Below are 23,945 nucleotides of genomic sequence, written 5' to 3' on the forward strand. Positions count from 1 at the left end.
TCTTACATTGGTGGTGGCCCGCCATGATTGTTGCTGTTTTTTTTAGCGCCTGCTGTGCCCTTGGCTACATAAGTGCTGACCACCTGTTCACCCTCGCTCAGGCCGTCCAATATCTCCACATATTCATCACTGTAGATACCTGTGGACACGTAGCGGTTTTCCTGGGTGCCGTCTTCGTTCTTGATCACCACATAAGAACCTTTGGCATCGGTTTTCAGCGTGGACAATGGCACGACCAATGCATTATCTTTCTGGGCGGTGTTGATCTCCACCCGGGCCGTCATGGACGGCAGCAATACATTATCCGGATCATCCACATCCAACGTCACATAATAATAGATAACACTGGCCGATGAGGAACTGCTGGAGGAGCTGCTGGAAGTATTGATATTCCAGGTATTGCTGGTATCCGTCTGGGAAATCTTGGACACTTTGGCCGTAAAGGTCTTGCCATTGAAGCTGTCCACCGTAAACGTGGCATCCTGCCCCACCTTCACATTGCCGATATCCGTTTCATCCACCTTGGCCAGGATCTGTTTTCTGGAAAGGTCCGCAATGCGCATGATGACCGTGGGACTGCTGGTGCCCTGCACCGCCATAGTACCGGGTGTCTGAGGCTCGCCTACCACCACGCCGGACATGGGCGCCACAATGGTCATCTCATTCATATTGGACTGGGATTCCGCCAGGGATGATACCGCCGTGTCATAATTCATCTTGGCATCTTCCAGTTCTTCCTGGGTATCCGCGCCAATGCTGTAGAGGTATTTGACACGGTCATACTTAGCCTTGGTATTGGTGACCTTGTACTGCGCCTGATTGCGCTTTTCCTCGTAATCCTGCGCATCCAATGTAGCCACAACCTGTCCGGCCGTTACCGTATCGTTTTCCTTGACCAGCACGTCCTTGATGCGGGCCGTTACCTTTGAGCTGACTTCTACGGAATCCACCGGCCGGATGGTACCCGTAGCCGATACCGTGGATTTCAGTGTCATGCGGGTGACGGGCGTCGTTTCTACCGCCGCAATCTTCTTGGCCTCCTGCTGTCCCTGATAGTATTTATAGCCGCCAATACCCGCTGCGACCAGCAGCACCAGCACAATCGCGGTTTTTACCTTCCAATCGAATTTCATTTACTTCCCTCATTTCCTGCCAATTCTGCCGCCACCTCACGGCTGTTATCCACCGTAGTGTCAGCTTTGGCCGCTAATTTTGATTCCTGCAAAGCTGCTTCCGCGTCGGTCTGCAGATTGGCAGCTGCTGCTTTTTCCTCAGCCGTCAGTTCCACCCCCATGGCGTTTTCCACGGTTGCCTGATAACGGGCATAGTCATACTGGGCACTGATATAGTTGAGCTTGGCCTTGGCCAGCGCTTCCTGGGCATCGATGATATCCAGCATCAGGCCTTCGCCGGCGCGGTATTTTTCCCGGGCGATAAAAGCATCTTCCTCAGCCTGATGGACGGCATCCTGGGTGGAATTCAGGCGCTTCTCGGCCTCCCGCATGCTGTAATAGGCCTGCCGCACATCCAGATCCACGGTTTCCTTGTCCTTGAGGTAATTCAGCTTGGCAATATCCCGGTTGTTTTCCGCATCCTTGACCTGCGCACGGGTAACGCCGCTGTCAAAGATATCCCAGTTCATCCCCACCGTGGCCGAAGTGCTATGGCCATTATCATGTTTGGGCTTGAACTGCTGGTTCTCATTCAGCCCAATGGACAGGTTCAGGCTGGGCAGATAACCGGCTTTGGCTGCCTTGATGGCCTGCTCCTGTTGATCCAGCTTATTCTTGTCCACCAGCAGATCCTTGCGGTTGTTATAGGCATAGTCCAGGCAGGAACTCATGTCCATATCAAAGGAAAGATAGCTGAAATCCGAGGTCAAATTCAACGGCTCGCTGCGATCGATATTCAGGTAATTGCGCAGGGTGGCCAGTTCCACCTCATAGCTGTTCTCGGCTTTGATAAGGTTCTGTCTGGCATCGCTCAATTCCACCTGGGAACGGATAACGTCAATGCGGGCCTTGGAGCCTGCGCCATAAAGCTGGCTCACATTGGTATAGTGCTCCTGATACTTGTCCACCGTTTCCTGGCGCACACCCACGGTCTTCTTCGCCTCCAAGGCATCATAATAGGCCTTGATCACATTGAGCTTCAGATCTTCCTGCGCACGCTGCGTCGTCAGGCTGGCCGACTCCACGCCAATCTTCGCCTTCTTGATATTGGCCTGATTCTTGCCGCCGCTATAAAGCGGCAGTTTTCCCGACACGCCAATGCTGTTGCTGTCCGTGCGGCTCGCCCCCTTGGACTTGCTGGTTCCCAGGCTGTCGGTCACAGAAGCACTGAAGCCATTGCTTCCCTTGGCCTCGTCCAAAGCATATTGCGCGGTATTCTCACCCTTTTGCGTGATCTTCAAGCCGGTATTCTGAGCCAAAGCCATATTGATGGCCTCCTGCAGGCTCAGATCTGCAGCCTGGACAGAGGGCATCGTGAGCAGCAGCGCCGCTAAGGGCACGCCCATTTTGATCCACTTCTCTAATCTCATGGAGAATTCCTCCTCGTTTTATATTTCATACCTTCTTATTTTAACACAATTTGCAATTAATTAGCGCAAAATGATGTAATCTATGATAAGATAAATACGTTGTAATTGTATGAAAATCTCATTAGAATTTGATTAGAATTTAGGTGTTTCCCATGGAAAATCCATACTTTAAACAAGCGCAGACGTTATTACGCAAATATTACGGCTATCCGGACTTCCGCCCTGCCCAAAAGCCCGTGGTGGAAAGCCTGCTTTCCGGCCATGATACCGTGGCCATCATGCCCACCGGGGCAGGCAAAAGCATCTGCTTCCAGCTGCCTTCCCTGGTGTTTCCCGGCATAACCCTTGTGATTTCGCCCCTGATTTCCCTGATGAAGGATCAGGTGGATGCTTTGGCCGAACAGGGAGTGCCTGCTACCTATATCAACAGCCAGCTGACACTTGACCAGTCAACCGCCCGCTTCCAGGCCATTGCCGAAGGACGCTATAAGCTGGTCTATGTGGCGCCGGAACGGCTGGACACAGATTATTTCCGCTATGTCATCGAGCGGCAGGAAATCTCCATGGTGGCGGTAGACGAAGCTCACTGCCTGTCCCAATGGGGGCACGACTTCCGCCCCAGCTACCGGCAGATTGCCCCCTTTATCGCCGGCCTCCCCCGCCGCCCGTTGGTCAGTGCCTTTACGGCCACGGCCACGCCGGAGGTCAAGGACGATATCATCAGCCTGCTGCATCTGCGCCAGCCTCATATCCATGTGACCGGCTTCGACCGGCCCAATCTCTATTTCGAGGTGCGCCGGGGTGAGGACAAGAAAAAATTCATCGAACGCTATCTCAAAACCCACAGTGAAGAAGCCGGCGTGATCTATGCCGCCACCCGCAAGGAAGTGGACAGTCTCTATGAACATCTCTTGAAAAAGAAGTTTTCCGTAGGCCGCTATCATGCCGGCCTGTCCGATAAGCAGCGCAATCAGGCACAGGACGATTTCCTCTACGACAATGTGCAGGTCATCGTGGCCACCAACGCCTTTGGCATGGGCATTGACAAGTCAAATGTGCGCTTCGTCATCCACTACAATATGCCCAAGAACATCGAGGCCTATTATCAGGAAGCGGGCCGCGCAGGCCGTGACGGCGAGCCGGGCACCTGCATCCTGCTCTACTCCCCCCAGGACGTCATGACGCAGAAATACCTCATTGACGTATCCACGGAAAACGAGGAACGCAAGGCCCATAACCTGGGCACCCTGCAGAAGATGGTGGACTACTGCCACACCCCGGAATGCCTGCGGCACTTCATCATCAGCTACTTTGGTGATGCAAGTGCCGATGTCACCTGCGATAATTGCGGCAACTGCAAGGCAGGCCTCGAGAAAATGGACGTGACCATCGACGCCCAAAAGGTCTTCTCCTGCGTCTACCGCATGCACGAACGTTTCGGCCTGACCTTAGTGGCCCAGGTGTTAAAAGGATCCAACGACAAGCGGGTAAAAGAGCTGAAATTCGACAAGCTTTCCACCTTCGGCCTGATGAAGGAACGGACGCTGGCCGATATCAAGCTCCTGATCCAGCGCTTTATCGCCACGGACTATCTGGGGCTGACGGAGAGCAAATTCCCCGTGGTCACCCTGAAACCCGCCGCCTATCCCGTACTCAAGGGACAAGAAAAGGTATATCAGGCCGTGCCCAAACCCGAGATGGAAAAAGAGCCAGCCGCTCCCGAACTCTTCGACCACCTGCGCCATCTGCGCAAGGAAATCGCCATTCGCGAACACATTCCGCCCTATATGGTCTTCTCCGATGCCACCCTGCGCGATATGTGCAAGGTGCTGCCTGAAACCCTCGACCAGATGCTCGACGTCAAAGGCATCGGCGAAATGAAACTCAATAAATACGGCCAGGAATTCCTTGACTGCATTCAAAAACATAAATAAAAGCCCGGGGCTGGTGTGGTGTGCTCCCCGTCAAGTGGACAGGTAAAAAAATAAAAATATTCATTGCTGCTCGCAACTAATGCGAGCAGCTTTTTTCATGCAGCTCCAACCAGTTTTTCGTGGTACTCACTTGGGGTTCGTATGCCTAAATGACGCTGTGGTCTGTCATAAGTGTAATATCTTATATATTCCTCAATTGACTCAACCAACTCTTGCCGGGAAGTAAATCTGCGCCTGTAGTACATCTCGCGCTTCAAGATACCCCAGAAGCCTTCCATGGGGCCATTGTCTAGGCAATGTGCTACACGGGACATGCTTTGTGTCATACCGGCCTGTTCAATTTTGGCGCGGAACAACTTATTGGTGTACTGAAAGCCACGGTCACTATGAAACAAGGGATGTGCCCCTGGATTGGCTTCAAGAGCTTTGTCAAAGGTTTGGAATACCAACTGGTTATTGTTGCTGTCACCAATAACATAGGCAACAGGCCGGCGATCACAGAGGTCAAGGATGGCACTCAGATATACCTTTTTAACGGTTCCGTATTCAGGAAAGTACTTGAATTCGGTCACATCCGTAACCCATTTCTGGTTGTATTTATCTGCATGGAAATCCCTGTTGAGCACATTCTCTGCTGTATAGTATGGATCAACAGCAGGCCTGGTGCAACAGTTGTGACGTCCTTTTATTACGGAGCGCAGTCTCTTCTTGCGGCATATACGCAGGATACGCTTGTCATTAGCATGCAGGCCATGGTCATGCTCAATCTTATCTCGAATCCTTCGGTAGCCCATATCTGGATGCTCCTTATGGATTGATTCTGCCAGGGCAGCAAGCTTCTGGTTCGTTTCTTCGTTTTGTCCCAGCTTCCTGTGAAGCCATTTGTAATACGCAGCCCTGGTTACACGGCCCAACCTGCATAACGCCTTGACTGGATAATCCTTACAGATACTGCTGAGCTCCAGTATCGCCCGGTAGGCAGCCGTATTACGAGTTCTGTCTAGTATCACCGCCTTTCCAATTCCTCGAGTTTTTTTAGAAAATCTATCTCCATCTGCTTTTGTAGCAACTGAGCCTTCTGCATGCGGTTTTCATATCTGAGCCGTTCCAGCTCGTTCATCTCAGACTCAGGCTTCCTGCGGCCTCTGCCGTCCTTGAGGCCTTCGATTCCCTTTTGGTCATATTTCCTGACCCAGGTATAGACCTGCTGGTAAGAAACATCGAATTTCTCCGCCGTCAAAGCATAATCACGGCCATTTGCAATGCAATCCTCTACAATGGATACCCGTTCATCAAATGTAGTTTTTCTGCCTTTAGTCACGATGGTGCTCCCTCCTGTACCGGATGGTTTAAGTTCCTCGTGACTATTATACTTCATAATCCAGTCTTGTAGCTGTCTCCGCGAACGAAGTCCGTATTTTCGGCATATAGCATCTTGTGAATCCACGCCAGAAAGATAATCGTGGATAGCAGTTTCCTTAAATTCAACAGAATAGCGCTGATGATGTCGTTTGAAGAATACATCCGGGCCGCAAGCATCATAGTTACGAACCCATTGCCTGAAGGATCTGCTGTCAACGCCTGCATCCGCGGCTATGGAGGCATAACTGCCCTCTCCACGTTTATACTTTTCAATGAAGTGGATTTTCTCTTCGGGTGATAATCTCTTCTTGTACATAAAATGCTCCCTATCAAGCAGACAGTTTTATTATTTCTTCTGTCTACCTAATAGGGAGCATATCAGTGATGTTTTTCATTACCAGCCACCGGGCTTCTTAATATATAGATGTTAACCCAACATTTACCTTAGAACAGATACTTCAGCGATACGCCACCGCTTATGCCGCGTTTCTTGCCGGCGAAACCTGTTGCATTGAGGTCAAGGCTCCAGGGAGATTTTTCCGTGGGCAGGAGCGTTGCGCCCAGTTCCAGACGAGCACTGCCGCCACTGGTGTCGGTACCGCGGATGGTTGCTCCATTGACGCGGCCCTTGGCCTTGCCGTCCAGTTCGTGTTCATAGGCCAGATCGCCGTAGAAGTTCCATTTATCCCGTTTCAGCGTATAGCGTACGCCGAGGCGGGCAACCTGACTGGTCAGGGCATCAATCTTGTATTGATCGCCATTTACCGTGAAGTCCACACCATTCTTGTGATTGTAGAAATACTTCCCGTAAACGTCAACCACACTGTCTTTTGCCACGGCCAGCTGCTTGCCTACGCCCAGATGGAAACCGTAGTAGGTTGCACTGGTATTATAGCTGTAGGCTCTGGTATCATCCCGCAGCAGGTTCTGGGCATCTTCACGGACGTTGCCGGCACGGAAACTGCCTTCTACATAAAGGCCGTCTTTGGACGCCCATTTGCCCAGCAGACCGCCGCCGGTGTAATGGGCCTTGCCATCACCATTCTGGACATTGTCATTATGGGTGGTATAGTTGCCCCGGCCATATTCGAAGAATGCACCGTATTCCGTGGTGGATTTCTTCTGCTCGTTCTTGTGTCCCAAAGCCAGGATCGCATTCCACGTATTGACGTTGACATGGCTGCCCGTTTGCTGACGCAGCTTGCCGCCGCCAATCTTAGCATAGCAGGATATGCCATCCTTGCCGATATTCTCCGGCAAGGCCAGTCCTTCCATAGCCGAATCGATGAACTCGTTGCCCATCGACAGCGCCGCAATGCTTGCCGCAGCGCCCATCAGGGTATTGTGCGACTGCTCACTGCCGGAGACACTGGACACTGTGTAGATGACATTGCCATCATCGTCAAGGGACATCTTGCCCGTACCGACTACGGACATGCCTGCCGTAAATTTTTCGCCCTGTGCATTGAGGGTATCGCCATCATAAGCACCAATCAATGTCATAGCATCACCGACGGTCAGATTCTTTACGCCGCTAAAGGAGATATTTGTGGCATCAACCGTTGCGTCAGCATAGCTTACGCCATCGGGACGGGTGACGAGCGCATCGCTGCCAGTCCAGTTCACGGCCCCAAAGGTCAAGTTGGAAGCCCGTTTGTCCGTTACAGTATAGGTGACATTGCCACCGCTGGCCTTCACACTGCCAGTGATAGTGCCAGTTTCAGTCACACCATCAGCAGGCGTGTCCGTATAGTTGATCACAGAACCAGCCACCTGTTCGTCGATATCCACCAGCGTGTCATTGGCTTTCAGCAATGTCATGCTGTCACCGCTTTGGGCAGCAGCTGCCTGGTCTGCAGTCATATTCATCTTAAAATTGGAAGTATCCAGTGCCGTCACGCCGCTGTAATTGTAAGCGCTGCTGCTCTTATCCTCCCCGGCCGCACCTTTGTCATAGGTGGTTTCACCCAGCGCCATGCTATTGATTGCCAGCTTCTTGACAACGTAAGCAAGATTCTTGCCGTCGGCTTTGACGCCTCCGGACTGCGTGCCGGAAAGCGTGATGCTCCCTGCCGTTTCGCTGAAATCACCTGTCTTGTATTTTATGTCATCCGCAATGGTCGCATTGTCAAAGAAGCCATCCTTTGTCGTGGTCAGGATATTCGTGTCGGTCGTCGGAGCCGTAGAGCCTATTGTTCCCGTTATCGTGATACCGCCTTTCGGCTCCCAGCCCTCCGGCAGCTCCGTTGTCCCACTGGTCCAACCGCTGATATCCACATTGCTCAGGGAATTGGTAATGGTGTAAGAAACCTTGTTATAGTTATTGGTATCTAATTTGACATCATGTGAATCATCATAGGTCAGCTTCACACCGGTAGTGGTTGTTTGTTGGATTCCGGTACTACTTTTGACCTGCTTGCTGGTGTTTGTAGAATCCAGCGTAACGGGATCTCCTGAATCATATTTCAGAGTCACGGAATTCAGATTATTATCCGTCTCCGATTCCAGCAAGGTCATGGTACCCAAACCGGTAAAATTGGTGGCCGTAATGTCAAAAGTTCCCATATCGCTAATCGAAGCAGCCTTCAGCACAGTAGCACCATCCGCAAAGGCCACATTATTGGTGATGGCAATGGTCTGGGCTTGAGAAACGCCGCTTTCACCCACAATAATGCCCGTGGCGCCAAGGTTAAGGGTGTTGCCGCTGCTAGTCGTGCCATCGCCGCCCCGGATGCCTGCAACCGTTACGGCCGCATTGACATTGACGGTGTTATTCTCTGCGGTAGTCCCCTTACCACCATAAATAACAGCACTATCCCCAAAGGTGCCGCCATTAAGGTTGATGGTATTGTTTGCCGCGGTGCCACTCTTGGTATAGCCCCCGTAAGTATTGCCATTCACCGTGCCGTCGCTGATGGTTACGGTGTTGGATTCAGCAGTGCCGGACGTGTATACATTGCCGCCATATACGCCAAATTGCAACGTGCCGCCACTGATTTCAACCGTGTTGGAGATTGCGTTGGTATTTGCGGCATCGGCCAGGGCGCCTGAGACAGAGCCCAGATTCGCATTACCGTTGATTGTGCCACCGGTCACAGTTACTTTATTGCCGGTTGCCTGGGCGCCAGCAGTGCTTCCAGCACGACCGCCAATTACGGCTCCAGTGATGTTGGCGCTGTCGGATACGGTGACCTTATTCTCCTCGGCATTGGCCTCTCTCGATTCACCGCCCAAGACATTACTGCTCACAGTACCACCACTGATATGGACTTCATTTTTGTTCGCATTGCCCGTTGACTCCGTACGGCCGCCAACCGCATATTCTCCTATACTGCCGCCTGAAATCGTCAGGATATTTTCAGAGGCAGAGCCGGTTTTCGCATTACCGGCGATAATGGTCCCCTTGACTTCACCAGCAGTCATGTTGACCTTGTTGGAGTCAGCGTTTCCGGATGTGGAATTGCCGCCATAAACACCAGCATCGTGCCCATCATTTTTAAAGTTCACCGTGCCACCAGTGATGTTAACGGTGTTGCCTTCGCTGGTGGTGCCCTCGCCGCCTGTAATGCGGTAGACATTTATTGCTGCATTGATATTGACGATGTTCTTGTTGGCAGTAGTACCCTTGCCACCTATGATCGTGGTATCCGCATCAAAAGTACCGCCGCTGATGGTCACCACGTTTTGGCTAGCTTCATTGAAATAATTAGTTCCACGCTCGATGGCACCAACAATCTTGATACCGGCAACAAACTGTCCTCCGCTAATCTCCACCGTATTGCCTATGGCACGCAAGCTGGTACTATTTCCTGCGCGGTCACTGGGCAGAGCACCTGCGATTATCAGATTGCCGTTGGTAAAATTACCACTTGTGATTTTAACCTTGTTACCTTCTGCCAGCGAGGTGTTAGCGGTACCAATTTCCACACCAGCAATCTGATCACTTCCTATTGATGACGAAGCAGTATCCGCATTGATGGTCACGCTATTATCGGTTGCAGTAATCGCTGTAGCCTTATAAGTATCCGCATCATTATTACAAATTATCCAGGCACCTTCCAAACGCCCATTCGTGTTTCCAGTCGTTTTTATAGTGCCATCCAGCGTAATCGCATTGCCGCTTAAAACATAACTTTCATTCTGAGAACCAGACTGGTTATTTCCCAATGTGACTTGCACCGCAATGACATGCGGCTGACGATAGTTACGGGTGTCATTAATAGTTGCTCCCGTTAAATGAACCGTGTTATTTGTAAGCGTTATGGTTTTTCCGCCGCCAGGACCATCAATTTTACTAGGTGTCATAGCTGCATAAACGCCACCATCAGTTGTAGTGAGATTCGTTGCTTCCTGTGTATAATCCTTAATAGTGTCTTCCGTGTTAAGGACCTCTTGAGTTATCTCTTTCTTTACCACATCCGCGGCCTCGGTCATCGGCATCCAGCCCAGCTGCCAGCAGCTGGTCATCAGGGCCACGCCCAAAGCCAGTTTTCTCCATTGCGCTTTTCTAAGCTGCCGTTCCTCCTGATATGATTGTTTGCTTTCATAGCCATTTCGCATCTCCGTGCACTCCCTTCCATGCATACGACAAAGCCTTCCCCAAAGGAGCATACGGGCACTACTGTCCCGCCTGCTCCCTTGGAGAAGGCTTCGTATTTCCATCATTCTCCTGTTGATAACTGACTATTGCCAAGGTACGTATGTCCCCCCCGCAAGAACAGTTTCAGACATACCAAAGACAACCATTCCCACCAATGCTAAAAAAGCCCGCGTCTCCATGCCTGCACCTCCTTCACAGTGGACATCCTATGTACCTGTAACAATGCACTATTTCGCCCCAGTCCCGGCAAAATCCTGCCAGATGAGCAAACTTTTCAACAATATATCGAGTCAATCCGTCAAAAACTTAAACCACACAGCCAAAAAACCCCCGTTGACCAGTCAATTTGACCGGTCAACAGGGGTGCTTAGTATATTAACGGCGGCAGGCCATCGAAAACGACATTGCCAACAAGATTTTCCCCGGTGAGCCGGCGCACTCCATGTATAGCATTTACAACAAGGAAACCGGGCGCCTTAGCATATCGATGTAACCCCAATTCAGCGACTGCCCTTTATATAGGCCCTCGCCTTCTCCATCGTCTGCAGGCTACGGTTCAGCAGCATATCGTACACCGGCTCACTGCCTGCCCATTCGGCCACGAGGAAGGCCGTCATGGACACGAGCATCAGCGACAGCATATGGTCAAAGGAGCCCGTCATCTCCATGATCAGTATTGCCCCGGTCACCGGGGATTTGACCACGGCAGAAAAATACGCCGCCATGCCAAAGACGATGCAGTTCACTGTCCATTGAGGTGCCAGCACACCGCAGGCCACCGCAAGTTTTGCAAACAACGCCCCGCCCAGGGCGCCCAACACCAGCATGGGCAGGAAGATACCGCCGGGTACACCGGAGCCGAAGCACAGCATGGTGAAGAAGAATTTGCCCGCAAAGAGCAGGAGTAAAAAGCCCAACACATATTCATGCTCCACCAACGCATCTACCAACGGACTGCCGCCGCCCAATAATTCCGGCAGGAAAAATCCCAGCACGCCAGCTACGGTCAATGGGACCAGCGGTTTTTGCCATGCCTTCAGCGGGGATTTGGCATAAGCATCCAACGATACCACAAGCATCCGGTTAAAGCCCAGTCCTAAAAAGCCCACAAATGCTCCCAGCAGGATCAGTAACAGATAGACACTGCCCGTTGCCGCTACGGGGATATCTCCCATATGGAATACCGGCTCCATGCCAAAGAAGAACTGCGTCACCGTGGTGGCCGTGACCGTAGCCGCAATGGCCCCCATCAGCACATAGGTCGAAAAATCCTTGCTCAGTTCTTCGAGACAAAAGATGGCTCCAGCCAACGGCGCATTAAATGCCGCGGCCAGACCAGCACCTGCGCCAGCCGTCAGCAGATAATGGTTTTCCTCATAACTGCGGTGCGTGAGCCGGCCCAGCCCCTGCCCTAAACAGGCACCGAGCTGCACGCTCGGACCTTCCCGCCCCAAGGACAAACCGGCGCCAATGCCCATGACTGCCCCCATGAATTTCAGCACCAGCACCCGCGCCCAATGCATATCCATGCGCCCCAGCAAAACGCCCTTGATCTGCGGGATGCCCGAACCGGAAATCATGCCATCCGCCTTCAGCAGCCTATGGATGATATAACCTATCAGCAATAAGGCCGTAAACCATAGCGGAATATAAACCGGATGTTCACTCAGATAATGATACCCGCGGGGTAGATTTTTCTCCGACAATTCCAGCAGATAACGGAACAGCGCAATGGTCAGGCCTGTGAATACACCTATCACATTGCCCTCGATAAACAGGCGCAGCTTCAAATGTTCAGGGTTCGTTAAATATTGAATCAAAGACTCTATCCTGTTCAACTCAATCCCCCTTTCCATACAATAAAAAAGCCTTCCCCGGAAGGGAAGGCTATGCAGTTGCTTATTCAGCAGTGAACGGCAGCAATGCGATATTGCGTGCACGTTTGATAGCAACGGTCACCTGGCGCTGATGCTTAGCGCAGTTGCCGGAGATACGACGCGGTAAAATCTTGCCACGCTCCGTAATGAAGCGGCGCAGTTTTGCAACGTCTTTATAGTCGATATGCTCGACCTTGTCTACGCAGAAAGAGCAGACCTTTCTACGAGGTCTTCTGCCTCTGTCACGTCTCATCAAAGTAATTCCCTCCTAACTTAAAACGGGATTTCTTCGTCAGGGATAGACGGACCAAAACCATCAACAGGCGCGGACTGCGGAGCTGCCGGTGCCGGAGCACCGAAACCGCCAGCCTGAGGAGCAGCGCTTCTGGAATCCAGGAACTCCACTTCACTCGCTATGATTTCTGTCACATAACGCTTCGAGCCATCCTGTGCATCATAGCTTCTCACCTGAATGCGGCCTTCTACGGAAATACGACGACCTTTCACCAGATTGTTGCCGCAAACTTCTGCGAGCTTGCTCCAAACAACGATGGGAATGAAGTCAGCCGTGGGCTGACCATCATTGGCATCCTTACGGGCAAAGCGGCGATCCACTGCCAGCGTAAAGGTGCATACAGCCGTGCCGGACTGCGTATAACGCACTTCCGGATCACGCGTCAAACGGCCAATCAGTATTGCCTTATTCATGGTACATCCTCCCTGACGCCAAATTTTGGCGTACTTCTAAAATTACTCTTCGTCGTTTTTCACGATCATGTGCTTGAGGATACCGTCCGTAATCTTCATGACACGGTCACACTCAGCTACGCATGCGGGATCGCAGGTAACATAGAGCAGTTCATAGAAACCCTCAGTGCAGTCTTTGATCTCATAAGCAAGACGCTTCTTGCCCCAACGATCTTCTTTATCGATAGTACCGCCGTTTTCGGTGATGAGCTTAGTGAACTTGCTGATAACAGCGTTCGTAGCTTCCTCTTCCATCGGTTTCACGATAAAAATGACTTCGTACTTTCTCACGAAATCACCTCCCTCTCTGGTCTTTGGCTCCTGCTCACACAGGAGCAGAGGTTGAAATATCATTTCAACTCATAACAAAACTTATTTGTCTCACGACTAGGAAATTATACCATTAACCAGGCATCATTGCAAGAAAAATTTACGATTTTTTTCCGCCGATTATGGTCTGCTGAATGCTGACTTCGTCATCAAAGATCACAATATCCGCCCGCTTGCCCGCAGTCAGCGAACCGCGTTCCGCATACCAGCCCAATTCCTGCGCCGGATTTTTCGTGACCATCTCGATGATCTGTGGCAGCGGCGCCCCGGTATTTTCCCAGAATATCTTCACACAGCGGTTCATCGTCGCTACACTGCCCGCAATGGTACCATCTTTGAGCGTAGCCAGCTCGCCTTTGACAAACACTTCCTGCCCGCCGAGCTCCGAGGGGCCATCGCCCAAACCGCAGGCACGCAAAGAATCCGTAATCAGGACAATATTCTTGCCGCTCTTGGCATGATAGAGCAATCTCTGTGCCGCCGGATGGCTATGCACATTATCGGCGATAATCTCGCAGTAAGCATCCGCCGTATCAAATGCCGCCCCGACCACTCCCGGAGCGCGATGACTGAACCCCGTCATGGCATTATAGACATGGGTGAAATGATGGATTCCATGCTCTCTAACTGCCTCGATAGCCTTATCATAATCCGCCGCCGTATGGCCGATGGATACGGTAATGCCGGCAGCATGGCATTTATCCGCAAAATCATAATCCGGCAGTTCCTCAGGCGCCAAAGTAATGATTTTTACCACCTTTTCCCAGGGCTTCACCAGTTTATAATCGGCCTTGCGGATATTTTCCTCCGCCTGAGCCCCTTTTTTGGCGGGGCTGATAAAAGGGCCTTCCATATGAGCGCCGAGGATCTGAGCCCCTGCCGGCTTATTTTCCATGGTGTCCATCACCGTAGCCAAAGCGTCCTCCACCTCATGCCATCTGCAGGTCATGGTGGTGGGCAAGAAGCCTGTTACTCCTGTTTCCGCCTGCAGCCTGGCCATCTTGGCCAGAGCCTCCTCCGTACAATCCATGGTATCCGCTCCGGCACAGCCATGGATATGCACGTTGAGGAAGCCCGGGGCCACATAATTTCCCTGAGCGTCTATCACCTCTGCTCCTGCCGGGATTTCCGCTTCCGACACAAAGCCTTTGATTTTTTCGCCCTCACAGAGCAGAGCGCCCTCCTCGCGGAAAACAAAATCACCTGCTGCATTGGGTACGATAAATTTGCCGTTCTTGATTGCTAACAAAAAACTGCGCCTCTTTTCTTAGTCTTCCACATAATGGCTGAAGCTGCCGATTACGAGCTGGGGGAATTCAGCATGGAGCGTCTCGATGAACTTCCGCGTGCCTACTGCCTTGCCCTGCGGCTCCGGCATGATGTCGAGGAACGCATCCGGATCGATATTGAGATTGCGCACCTGAATCATCTGCACCGGCAATTCCCGGAAGAATTCCTGCCAGGCTGCCAGTTCCTCTTCCCGGTCATTGAAGCCGGGGAAATAGAGCAGGTTCAGAGATACATAGACACCCTTGTCCAAGGCATAGCGGATGGACTCCTTGACATTTGCCAGATGGTAGCTGGCCCGATAGTAAGCATCGTAGCCTTCCTCCCGAGCAGAGATAATAGACACCCGCAGGGAATCGAGACCGGCGTCCACGATTTTCCTGACGCCTTCCGTCCAGCCCACGTTGGAGTTCATATTGATCTGCCCCTTGCTGGTCTGCTGACGGATCAGCTTGATGCCTGCGGCGATATTGTCCGCCGCTAGGCTCGGCTCACCCTCACAGCCTTGACCGAAACTGATGATGCCGTCCGGAGCCACCTGCAGATGGTAGATGCCTACTTCCGCAATTTCCTCAGGGGTGGGACGGAAGTCGATGCGCTGCTGGGGGGATGGGCAGCATTCTGCCGGCTGCAGGGAAATGCAGCCAAAGCAGTTGGCATTGCAGACCGGGGAGGTGGGAATCCCGCACTCCCAGCGGCGGTAGAAGAGATTCTGGGCCGTGCAGCAATGCCATTTCAGCGAACAGCCTGCCACCTGCTCCACAATGCGGTTGCCCGGCAGATCCTTCTTCGTGCGCTTCACGAGGTTCTTGAGGTCCTTCGTGTTGTAATGCACCGGATCCCATTTGTCGTTCTCGTCGGTGTACACGGCGGCGCAATAGAGTTCATCCTTGTAAACCACCACCGCAGTGTAGCCATAGAGGGGCAGGCGCTCTGCTTCCTCGGCCCGCTCATAGGCCGGCATATAGAGGCGGGTGTACCCTGCAGGCAGGATAGCTGCCACCGCCAGACCGGAAATCGGCATCACTTCGCCATCGCTGGCCTGCCCCACTGCCAGATGATCCGGCAATAACATCAGGTCAGCGCTTTCCGGCAGGGGAATCAGATCTTCAGGCTTCAGCAGGATGTTCTCCCGTCCCGTACGCCCCATGCCCTGCATGCCGGGCGCATCTAAGATATTGCCATCCTCATCGGCGTAAACTGCCGTAATCATCTCATTCTGCGACATTTTCTGCCCCTCCTTCCACAGGCGCTTCCTGCGCCGCCTTCTTTTTCTTCTGCTTCTTGGGATTGTATTTATTCATGGCCATATCCACATCTTCCGTCACGATGCATTCCACGGCGGGCAGCAGATAATGAATAGCCTCTTTGATTTTCGGCTTGTCTTCATCGATGAACGGAGCCAGCACATGATTTACCACCGTCCAGCCCGGCAGGGGACGGCCAATGCCAATCCGCACCCGGGCAAAGTGTTCATCCCCCAAATGGGCCAGCACCGACTTGATGCCATTATGGCCACCCGCACTGCCTTTCTTGCGGATGCGCACGGTGCCGGCAGGGATATCCATATCGTCATGGACGACAATCAAGTCCTCGGCATCCAATTTATAGAAATTCAGCAGCGGCCCAATTGCCCGCCCGCTTTCATTCATATAGGTCAGCGGCTTTACAAGCAGGATCTTTTCCGTGCCGATGAAGCCCTGCGCGACTTTCGCGTCAAATTTATCCTGCCAGTTGTCAATACCCAGCTTATCCGCCAACGCATCCACGAGCATAAAGCCCACATTGTGCTTGGTCGCGGCGTACTCACTGCCAGGATTGCCCAGGCCCGCAATTATTTTCATATCCATTTCCTCCTATATCTCAAGGGACTATTATCCCCACATATTAAATTGCAGTTTGTAGATGCGAGCCTAAACTCTTTTGTTACAGCTCAGTGGGGCGGCGGTGGGAATACTTTTCCGCCGCTGCACTAAATGTCCCGCCAGCAGAAGTACGCATCTTCCAGTAACCTGCGCCGGGCAAGTCCGGCGGCGCGTCCATCAACGAAGCATCCAGCAAATGCTGTTTGCGGGCCAGCCTTCACTTCGTTCAGGCAGTCGTTCCGCCGGCGGAAAAGCATCCCCACCGCCACCCAGCGTTACGTTTGTCAATGCTGCTATGTTCCGGCTGGAGGATACAAGCACATCGATGTTCTTGTTACGGGAGAACCGGGTTCGTGCCGATTGCCAAAATCGTGGCTGGGAGGCGAACGGGGGAGTGCTTTTTCTGTGGGAGCGACTGCCTGAGCGCCAGCGAAGGCCGGCCCGAGGCAGGCAGTTACCAGAAAGCACGCTGAAAGACGCGCCGCCGGTCTTGCCCGGCGCCATCTGGCTAAACAGCTCTAAAATTGCCGAGAGGGTCGTTTTAGCGGAAACAGAAAAAGTACTCCCCCGTGAACCCCTGACTGCGTATGAACGGGATATCTTCAGCACGAACCTGCCAATAAACTGCAATTTATACCAAAAGTCCGTTGACACTTTCCGTCAGCGGACTTTTGCTGTTAAAGGAATATTTCCATCCCCATTTTTTAATGATTATCCGCCGTTGGATCGCCAATCAGGAACAGATAGGCGATCACCACGATGCCCAGCACGATGCGATACCAACCAAAGGCCTTGAAGTCATTGGTCTTGATATAGCTCAACAGGAACTTGATGGAAATGATGGACACGATAAAGGCCGTAACCATGCCCACGATCATAATGACGATTTCCGCCCCCGTATAATGCAGGCCGAACTTCACCATCTTCAAGAGGCTGGCACCGAACATAACCGGAATCGCCAAGAAAAAGGTAAATTCCGCTGCCACGATGCGGCTGGTCCCGAAGAGGATACCGCCGATGATCGTCGCCCCGGAGCGGCTTGTCCCCGGCACCAGCGACAAGACCTGGAACATACCGATGATAAAGGCCGTGCGGTAATCCAGACGGGCCAGATCGTTGATCCGCGGGCGGCGGTGCTTGTTGTAATTCTCAATCCAGATAAACATGGCACCATAGAAAATCAAAGTGGCGGCCACCACAGGCGCCGTCATGAAATGCTCCTCCATGTAGTCATTGAAGGCCAGACCGATCACCGCCGCCGGCACGCAGGCAATGATGACCTTGAACCACAGGCTTACCGTATCCCGCTTTTCCTGCCGTGTCTTCCAGTCAGACCAGGGATTGAGTTTTTCAAAGTTCAGCGCCACTACGGCCAGGATTGCCCCCAGCTGGATCACCACCAGGAACATATCCATGAAATCCTTGCTGACATCCAGCTTGATGAACTCGTCCACCAGAATCATATGGCCTGTGCTGGACACCGGCAGCCATTCCGTCAGCCCTTCTACGATACCGAGAACTACTACCTTCAGCAGTTCTGCAATGCTTAAATCCACCGTACTACTTCCTCTCGTCGTTTATCAAATTCTGTTTCTGCGCATGGGTAAGCTGCTTGATATGCCATTCCCGGCTCTGGGCCTCCCGCTTGTCCGCAAAGGTTTCAAAATAGACAAGACGCACAGGCAGTCGCGCCCGGGTATACTTCCCGCCGCGCCCTGCGTTGTGCGTCCTGACCCGCTTTTCCAGGTCATTAGTCCAACCGGTATAAAAAGTACCGTCACTGCACTCTAAGATATAGGTGCAGTTCTCGCCCTTACTCGGCATCTTTGATGGTGACTTTTTCCATGACCACCGTTTCCAGCGGGCGGTCAGCAAAATCCGTCTCGCTATGGCCGATGGTACGGACAACATCCATGCCCTTCACAACCTTGCCGAAGATGGTGTGCTTGCCATTGAGCCAAGGCGTCTTGTCCAGCGTGATGAAGAACTGGCTGCCACCGGTATGGGGCATGCCCGTGTTGGCCATAGCCAGGATGCCTTCACCCGTGAACTTCAGGTCATCGAGGAATTCATCCTCAATGGTGTAGCCCGGGCCACCCATGCCCGTGCCATCCGGATCACCGCCCTGAATCATGAAGCCGTCAATCACGCGGTGGAAGATTACACCATTGTAAAAGCCTTTTTCCGTCAGATCGATGAAGTTCTTCGTCGTAATCGGCGTCTTGTCCTCGAACAGCTCGATTTCAAAGGTACCCTTGTTGGTTTCAAATACTGCAATGCGATTAGCCACTTTTTTGCCTCCATTATCCTTGCCGCCAGCGATGCATCCAGTTGTAAGCGCCGTCAGCACCACCAGCATCATGATCAATATCTTTTTCATTGTACAAAAATCCTCCTGCCGTTGCAACCATTATTTACTTTTTCAATATCCATTCTTTGTACACAATGACTTCCTCGGCAGCAGAATCAGCTCCCAGATAGCCCAGGATAATATTGCCCACAAACTGGCGGGGCAATGTGCGGAAGACCACCTTGGCCCGGAAGGGATGATCCAGGATACAAGCCGCGCGATGTTCCAGCCGGCGCAGATCCGGCATGATCTCTTTGGTCAGATCCTTAGTGCTGACCGAGGCAAAACCAGTACGGGCAAAATAATCTTCCCAGGAGGCCACGGATTCAATAACCGCCGCAGCACCGCCCTTGGAAATCAGATCGATGGCCTTCTGGCTTTCGCCTGTGTAGCTTTCATAAGCATTTTTCAGGGCGTAGTCGAAGACCACGAAAATCCCGCCGGGCTTCAGCACCCGCTTGATCTCAGCCAGCACCGGCATCTTGTCCGTGCTGTGCACCATGGTTTCAATGGCATAGATCACATCAAAGGTGTTGTCCGCGAACTGGGGCATCTTGCTGTAATCCTGCTTGGTGATGGTAAGATTGGGCAGTGTTTCCTGCATCTTCCCCGGGAAAAGATCCAGCCCTGTGAACGTCGCCCCAGGGAACTGCTTGGCCAGATGCAGGATATTGGCGCCCTGGCCGGACCCCAGTTCCAGCACCATATCCCCGTCCTTGATGAATTTCCCCGCCACATCCGGCTGATAGCTGGCATCCTCCGGCGAGAAGGTCTTGCCATCCTTGGACACATGGAAATGCATATAGCCTGCCTTGGAATGAACCCGGCGATAAGCCGCGTGATTCGTCTTGTAGTAGGCCTCAATATCCTTCACTGCGTTCTTGTCCCCCGTGATGAACTTGTCCAGATCCAGGAACCCCTCCATATGATGTATTTTTTCGGCAATCGTTGCCGGCGTGTTTTTCTTCCCCATGCTCATTCTCCTAACTTGATTTTATTTTTATGGTTTAGCGTCCATTGCCGTAGCGATGAACCACCGTGCCATTCTTCACCCCCGGCGAGCTGAAGCCATGCCCCATGACCTCATTGGCCGACATGATGATTACAAAGGCGTCCGGATCGATGGCGTTGATGATCATCTTCATCTTGGCCACCTGGGTAAGCGTCACCACCACGAACACCACATTGCGTTCCCGGCGGGTAAAGGCTCCCTGCCCATGCAGGAAGGTCACCCCGCGACCCACTTCCATAATGCCCTCAGCGATGGCCTCCGCCTGATTGGATACGATCAAAAGCGCCTTCCGGCTGTTAAAGCCTGCGATAACCTTATCCGTCACCATGGCATTCATAAACATGCAGATCAAGGTGAACATTGCCGGCGCCACGCCGAACATAAAGGCCGCTGCCAGCATCACAAGGCAGTTGAAGCCAAAGATCACGCCCCCCATATTGAAGGAATAGAATTTCTTGGCAATGGCCCCCACGATATCAAAACCGCCGGTACTGCCGTTCATGCGGAAGACAATGCCATAGCCGATGCCATTGAAAACACCACCAAAGATGGCCGCCAGCATATAATCGCTGACCGGAGCGAAATCATTCAACGGCTTGGTGAAATCCAGACAGAAGGAAAAGATGGCCGTACCGATGATCACATCACAGGTATAGCCCTTGCCCAGCAGCCGCCAGGCCGCCCATAACAGCGGAATATTATAGGCAAAGGTCTGGGCACCAATGGGCAGATGCGTCAAGTAGTACACAATCATGGCAATGCCCGTGGCGCCGCCGGTCAAAAGATGGGAAGGCACCCAAAAGAGGTTGATGGAGCAGCTGGCAATCAAACATCCCACTGTGATTCCCATATAGCGCAATAAACGATGCTGCAGCAGCCTGAGCTGAATCATCTGCCCAATCCCTCCAAGCTCACCGTATCATCCTGCGGCAGGGAGGACATATCGATATTCATATGTTCCCCCTCATCATGGTCATATTCCTGCAGCATGGATTCGCCTGCCTCCTGCATGGCCGCCCGCTCTGCCTCGGTCAAGGGCAGGCCCGTAATCCGCAAATCCAGCAGATGCCCATCCTCCGGATCGATTTTCAGCAGCAGATGCTGATGGGGATGATTGTCCCGCTCGTAAATCAGATAATAGGCACCATCCAGAAACTGCCGCTGCTTCTTGCCATAGGTTTTTTCCAGCCAATATTTCGTGGCTCCCTGCCGTACATTATTGCGGGCCACATATTTTTCCATATCTACGGTAAAATCGACCACCTTGCCGTCAGCTACAGCCACACTGGCTTCCGAACGGTCTTCATATACATAGGTCCGGACCTTCACGCCCTGCTTGATGGCCAGCTTATCATACATGGGTTCACCCCATTTGCTCTGCAGGACGCTTTCACTATCGCCGAGCAGCACCCCTTTGCAGGAAAAATCCTCATCCATAACCTTGCCCGCTGCCAGACAAACCGTGCTCATCAGGGCCGCCAACAGCAGGGACAACGCCAGCAGGCGGCTCAACTTCCTTACCATAAGTTCCTCCCGAAATTACCCTGCTCAAAGATCTTGATTTCCCGGCCATCTGCCGTGGTGCCGATGATTTCCAAATCCCGGGTACCCACCATGAAATCCTCATGCACCAACGAATCATTGACACCATGCTGCAGCAGCGTCACGCTGTCCATGTTCTCGCCACCCTCGATACAGGTTGGATAAGCCTTGCCCAAAGCCAGATGGCAGGAAGCATTTTCATCAAACAGGGTATTGTAGAACAGAATCCCGCTCTGGGAAATCGGCGAATCAAAGGGCACCAAAGCCACCTCACCCAGATAGCTTGCCCCTTCATCCGTTTCCAGCAAGCCCTTGAGGATTTCGCCGCCCTTTTCCGCACCGTAATCCACAACCTTGCCATCCTTGAAGGTCAGCTTGAAGCCTTCAATCAGGTTACCGTTGTAGTTCAGCGGCTTGGAAGCCACTACGGTACCATTGACACCGTCTCGCTTCGGCAGGGAGAATACCTCTTCCGTCGGCATATTGGCCACGAAAACCGTGCCCAGCTCTGACTTTTCCGCACCGCCTGACCAGATATGGCCTTCCGGCAGTTCAATGGTCAGATCCGTACCCATGCTGTTCTTATAATGAAGCTTGGTAAACTTCTGCTCATTCAGGAAGGCTGCGGCCTTCTGCAAAAACTCCGTATGCTTTTGCCATTCTTCCACCGTATCCACGCCTTCGCCGATGCGCACCGTCTGGAAAATCGCCTGCCAAAGTTTTTCCACCGCAGCTTCTTCCATATCCTCCGGGAAAACCTTGGCCGCCCAGCCCTTGGTGGGCACAGACACCACGCACCAGGTATTCTTATTGCTCATCAGGCGCTCCCGGTATTCCAGCAACGCTGCGCCGGCCGCCTGATTGGCCAGCTTGAGTTTTTCCGGATCGATATCACTGAAAATCTGCGGATCCCGGGCCGCGATGGAGACAAAGGCCGCCCCCTGCTCTGCATAGCCCTGACAGAACTTCACCCGCCATTCCGGAAATTCCGTGAAGAGTTCCCTCTTGCCATTTTCAAAGCGGATATGAGCCGATAACTCGTCTCCCCAGCTCATAACCACATCATGGGCACCAGCCGCAAAGGCTGCCTTGCTGATTTCCCGGGCAAACTCCGCACACTCAATGGGCGTATTGATGACCAGGATCTGGTCCTTCTGGATATTGACACCGACTCTTACCACTAATTCTGCATATTTCTTCAATAAATCCTGCTGCATCACAAAGCCTCCGTATCAAAACAAAGGGTAACCGGCCCGTCATTGACCGACTCCACCTGCATATCTGCACCGAACTGCCCATGCTCCACCGTCACGCCCAAGTCCCGCAGATCCTGCATGAAGGTCTCATACAAGTCATTGGCCATCGCTGGCGGCGCCGCATGACTGAAACCGGGACGGCGCTTTTTGAGATCTGCATAGAGGGTGAACTGGGAAATCACCAGCATCTTGCCCCCCACCTGATCCAGGCTCAGATTCATTTTCCCGGCATCATCCGAGAAAACCCTTACATTATATATCTTCTCCGCCAGCTTCTGCGCTGACTCTGCCGTATCTTCCGGCCCTACACCCAAAAGCACCAAAAAGCCCTGGTCAATAGCACCGTTCACTTTATCATCAATCACCACGCTGGCAGACTTGACTCGCGTTACCACCGCTCGCACCGGCAAACGCCCCCTTTCAACCTTGTAATCATACCATAATTGCCCTGTAAAATCCACAAAAAGAGCCATATTGACCCGTCAAATTTGACTGGTCAATATGACTTTTGACATTATAACGGCCAGGTGATGTTCTCAGCTCCAACCGGCATTTTGACCTGCGCATTATAGGCCAGGCTCTTGGCCGTGGCCTCTGCCACCTCTTCCGGGGTGGATTCAGGATTGCGCCTGATCTCATAGACGCCATGGGAAGCCTGTTTTATGGCATAGGAATTGGGAGTATGAAGCTGCAGCTCCGTTTTCATCCCGGCAGGGCTCAGCAGTTGCACATTTATGCCCTGATAGAACCTGCCACCCCAGGCATTGTTGAACTTTATGACTTTATATCCGCTTTCCGTGAGCTTATGCATAATCTCCGGCACGCGCCGGCTGTATTCTGCCGGCGCAATGACCAGCGTATAACGCAGGACATCGCTGATTCCCTCAGCCGCCTGTTCCAAAGCGATATTTTCCTGCACCGCATCGGTCAGGATCTTCTGCATAAGGCTGTCTTCTGCTTTCAGCCGGTGCTTCAGCCCTGTGAGGTACACCCCGTCTATCGCCAGATTCCGCATATCCCGGGTAATATCCGGCTCAGCTGCCTCAGCCTCTGCCAACAGGCTATGGGACAGCACCGACATGGCCAGTACCATTACCGCGGTGACACGGAACAGCGAAAGCTTCCACATATGCCAACGCAGATGGTTGCGTCCTACATTCTTGCTAATCTTCTTTATCTGATTCATAGTCTTCCTCCATTGTTACTGCATATCACGGCTTCGAACAATAATGAGTATAACA

Annotated in this window: 22 protein-coding genes; 1 reads left to right on the plus strand and 21 read right to left on the minus strand. The window is 52.4% G+C overall.

All coding sequences use genetic code 11. From position 1 onward, the window contains the following. Positions 1-2: 2 nt before the first annotated feature. Together SELR_RS10795 and SELR_RS10800 are read right to left on the minus strand one after the other, a co-directional pair. Entirely contained in the window at positions 3-1,133 is a 1,131-nt protein-coding gene (locus SELR_RS10795) for an efflux RND transporter periplasmic adaptor subunit (RefSeq protein WP_014425262.1), read from the minus strand. Continuing rightward, on the minus strand, positions 1,130-2,542 hold the full coding sequence (locus SELR_RS10800; RefSeq protein WP_014425263.1) for a TolC family protein: 1,413 nt from the start codon (positions 2,540-2,542) through the stop codon (positions 1,130-1,132). The genes SELR_RS10795 and SELR_RS10800 overlap by 4 nt, the downstream gene beginning before the upstream one ends. A gap of 152 nt (positions 2,543-2,694) precedes the next feature. Here SELR_RS10800 and recQ point away from each other — a divergent pair, with 152 nt between their 5' ends. Beyond that, positions 2,695-4,476, plus strand: a complete 1,782-nt coding sequence (recQ, locus tag SELR_RS10805) for a DNA helicase RecQ (RefSeq protein ID WP_014425264.1) — start codon at positions 2,695-2,697, stop codon at positions 4,474-4,476. A 95-nt stretch (positions 4,477-4,571) separates the two neighbouring features. Here recQ and SELR_RS10810 read toward each other — a convergent pair whose 3' ends face one another. From SELR_RS10810 to SELR_RS10900, 19 genes are all read right to left on the minus strand, one after another. Then, a complete protein-coding gene (locus SELR_RS10810) occupies positions 4,572-5,486 on the minus strand; it encodes an IS3 family transposase (protein WP_014423437.1) in 915 nt (304 codons plus the stop codon). Beyond that, positions 5,483-6,154: a helix-turn-helix domain-containing protein gene (locus SELR_RS10815; RefSeq protein WP_014423436.1), complete on the minus strand. Its 672-nt coding sequence runs from the start codon at positions 6,152-6,154 to the stop codon at positions 5,483-5,485. Before SELR_RS10815 ends, SELR_RS10810 begins: the two co-directional genes overlap by 4 nt. Positions 6,155-6,282: 128 nt before the next feature. Beyond that, positions 6,283-10,422: a hypothetical protein gene (locus SELR_RS10820; RefSeq protein WP_158645810.1), complete on the minus strand. Its 4,140-nt coding sequence runs from the start codon at positions 10,420-10,422 to the stop codon at positions 6,283-6,285. A gap of 516 nt (positions 10,423-10,938) precedes the next feature. Then, positions 10,939-12,258: a ClC family H(+)/Cl(-) exchange transporter gene (locus SELR_RS10825; protein ID WP_231848081.1), complete on the minus strand. Its 1,320-nt coding sequence runs from the start codon at positions 12,256-12,258 to the stop codon at positions 10,939-10,941. A 79-nt stretch (positions 12,259-12,337) separates the two neighbouring features. Continuing rightward, the gene (rpsR, locus tag SELR_RS10830; protein ID WP_014425267.1) at positions 12,338-12,568 is read right to left on the minus strand and encodes a 30S ribosomal protein S18; all 231 of its coding nucleotides are present in this window, start codon (positions 12,566-12,568) and stop codon (positions 12,338-12,340) included. A 20-nt stretch (positions 12,569-12,588) separates the two neighbouring features. After that, positions 12,589-13,023 (minus strand): single-stranded DNA-binding protein, encoded by a 435-nt coding sequence (locus SELR_RS10835; protein WP_014425268.1) that lies wholly within the window; start codon positions 13,021-13,023, stop codon positions 12,589-12,591. A gap of 42 nt (positions 13,024-13,065) precedes the next feature. Further along, complete coding sequence (gene rpsF / locus SELR_RS10840; RefSeq protein WP_014425269.1) at positions 13,066-13,353, minus strand: 30S ribosomal protein S6; 288 nt, start codon at positions 13,351-13,353, stop codon at positions 13,066-13,068. A 139-nt stretch (positions 13,354-13,492) separates the two neighbouring features. Then, entirely contained in the window at positions 13,493-14,641 is a 1,149-nt protein-coding gene (gene nagA / locus SELR_RS10845; protein ID WP_014425270.1) for an N-acetylglucosamine-6-phosphate deacetylase, read from the minus strand. Between the two features lie 18 nt (positions 14,642-14,659). After that, entirely contained in the window at positions 14,660-15,907 is a 1,248-nt protein-coding gene (locus SELR_RS10850; RefSeq protein WP_014425271.1) for a radical SAM family protein, read from the minus strand. Further along, positions 15,894-16,523, minus strand: coding sequence for an aminoacyl-tRNA hydrolase (pth, locus tag SELR_RS10855; RefSeq protein WP_014425272.1), 630 nt, complete (start codon positions 16,521-16,523; stop codon positions 15,894-15,896). Before pth ends, SELR_RS10850 begins: the two co-directional genes overlap by 14 nt. Before the next feature lie 725 nt (positions 16,524-17,248). Next, positions 17,249-18,100, minus strand: a complete 852-nt coding sequence (locus SELR_RS10860) for an undecaprenyl-diphosphate phosphatase (protein ID WP_014425274.1) — start codon at positions 18,098-18,100, stop codon at positions 17,249-17,251. Between the two features lie 4 nt (positions 18,101-18,104). Next, the gene (locus SELR_RS10865; RefSeq protein ID WP_041914393.1) at positions 18,105-18,368 is read right to left on the minus strand and encodes a GIY-YIG nuclease family protein; all 264 of its coding nucleotides are present in this window, start codon (positions 18,366-18,368) and stop codon (positions 18,105-18,107) included. Continuing rightward, positions 18,358-18,924: a peptidylprolyl isomerase gene (locus SELR_RS10870; protein ID WP_014425276.1), complete on the minus strand. Its 567-nt coding sequence runs from the start codon at positions 18,922-18,924 to the stop codon at positions 18,358-18,360. The genes SELR_RS10865 and SELR_RS10870 overlap by 11 nt, the downstream gene beginning before the upstream one ends. A gap of 34 nt (positions 18,925-18,958) precedes the next feature. Then, a complete protein-coding gene (locus SELR_RS17850; RefSeq protein ID WP_014425277.1) occupies positions 18,959-19,867 on the minus strand; it encodes a methyltransferase domain-containing protein in 909 nt (302 codons plus the stop codon). A gap of 34 nt (positions 19,868-19,901) precedes the next feature. Then, positions 19,902-20,798, minus strand: coding sequence for a YitT family protein (locus SELR_RS10880; protein WP_014425278.1), 897 nt, complete (start codon positions 20,796-20,798; stop codon positions 19,902-19,904). Further along, entirely contained in the window at positions 20,795-21,430 is a 636-nt protein-coding gene (locus SELR_RS10885; RefSeq protein WP_014425279.1) for a hypothetical protein, read from the minus strand. The genes SELR_RS10880 and SELR_RS10885 overlap by 4 nt, the downstream gene beginning before the upstream one ends. Beyond that, positions 21,424-22,665 (minus strand): aminopeptidase, encoded by a 1,242-nt coding sequence (locus SELR_RS10890; RefSeq protein WP_014425280.1) that lies wholly within the window; start codon positions 22,663-22,665, stop codon positions 21,424-21,426. Before SELR_RS10890 ends, SELR_RS10885 begins: the two co-directional genes overlap by 7 nt. After that, the gene (gene dtd, locus SELR_RS10895) at positions 22,665-23,108 is read right to left on the minus strand and encodes a D-aminoacyl-tRNA deacylase (RefSeq protein ID WP_041914394.1); all 444 of its coding nucleotides are present in this window, start codon (positions 23,106-23,108) and stop codon (positions 22,665-22,667) included. Before dtd ends, SELR_RS10890 begins: the two co-directional genes overlap by 1 nt. A gap of 110 nt (positions 23,109-23,218) precedes the next feature. Then, positions 23,219-23,890: a hypothetical protein gene (locus tag SELR_RS10900; protein ID WP_014425282.1), complete on the minus strand. Its 672-nt coding sequence runs from the start codon at positions 23,888-23,890 to the stop codon at positions 23,219-23,221. Between the last annotated feature and the right edge of the window lie 55 nt (positions 23,891-23,945).

The sequence above is a fragment of the Selenomonas ruminantium subsp. lactilytica TAM6421 genome (assembly GCF_000284095.1).
GTDB classification, from domain to species: Bacteria; Bacillota; Negativicutes; order Selenomonadales; family Selenomonadaceae; genus Selenomonas_A; species Selenomonas_A lactilytica.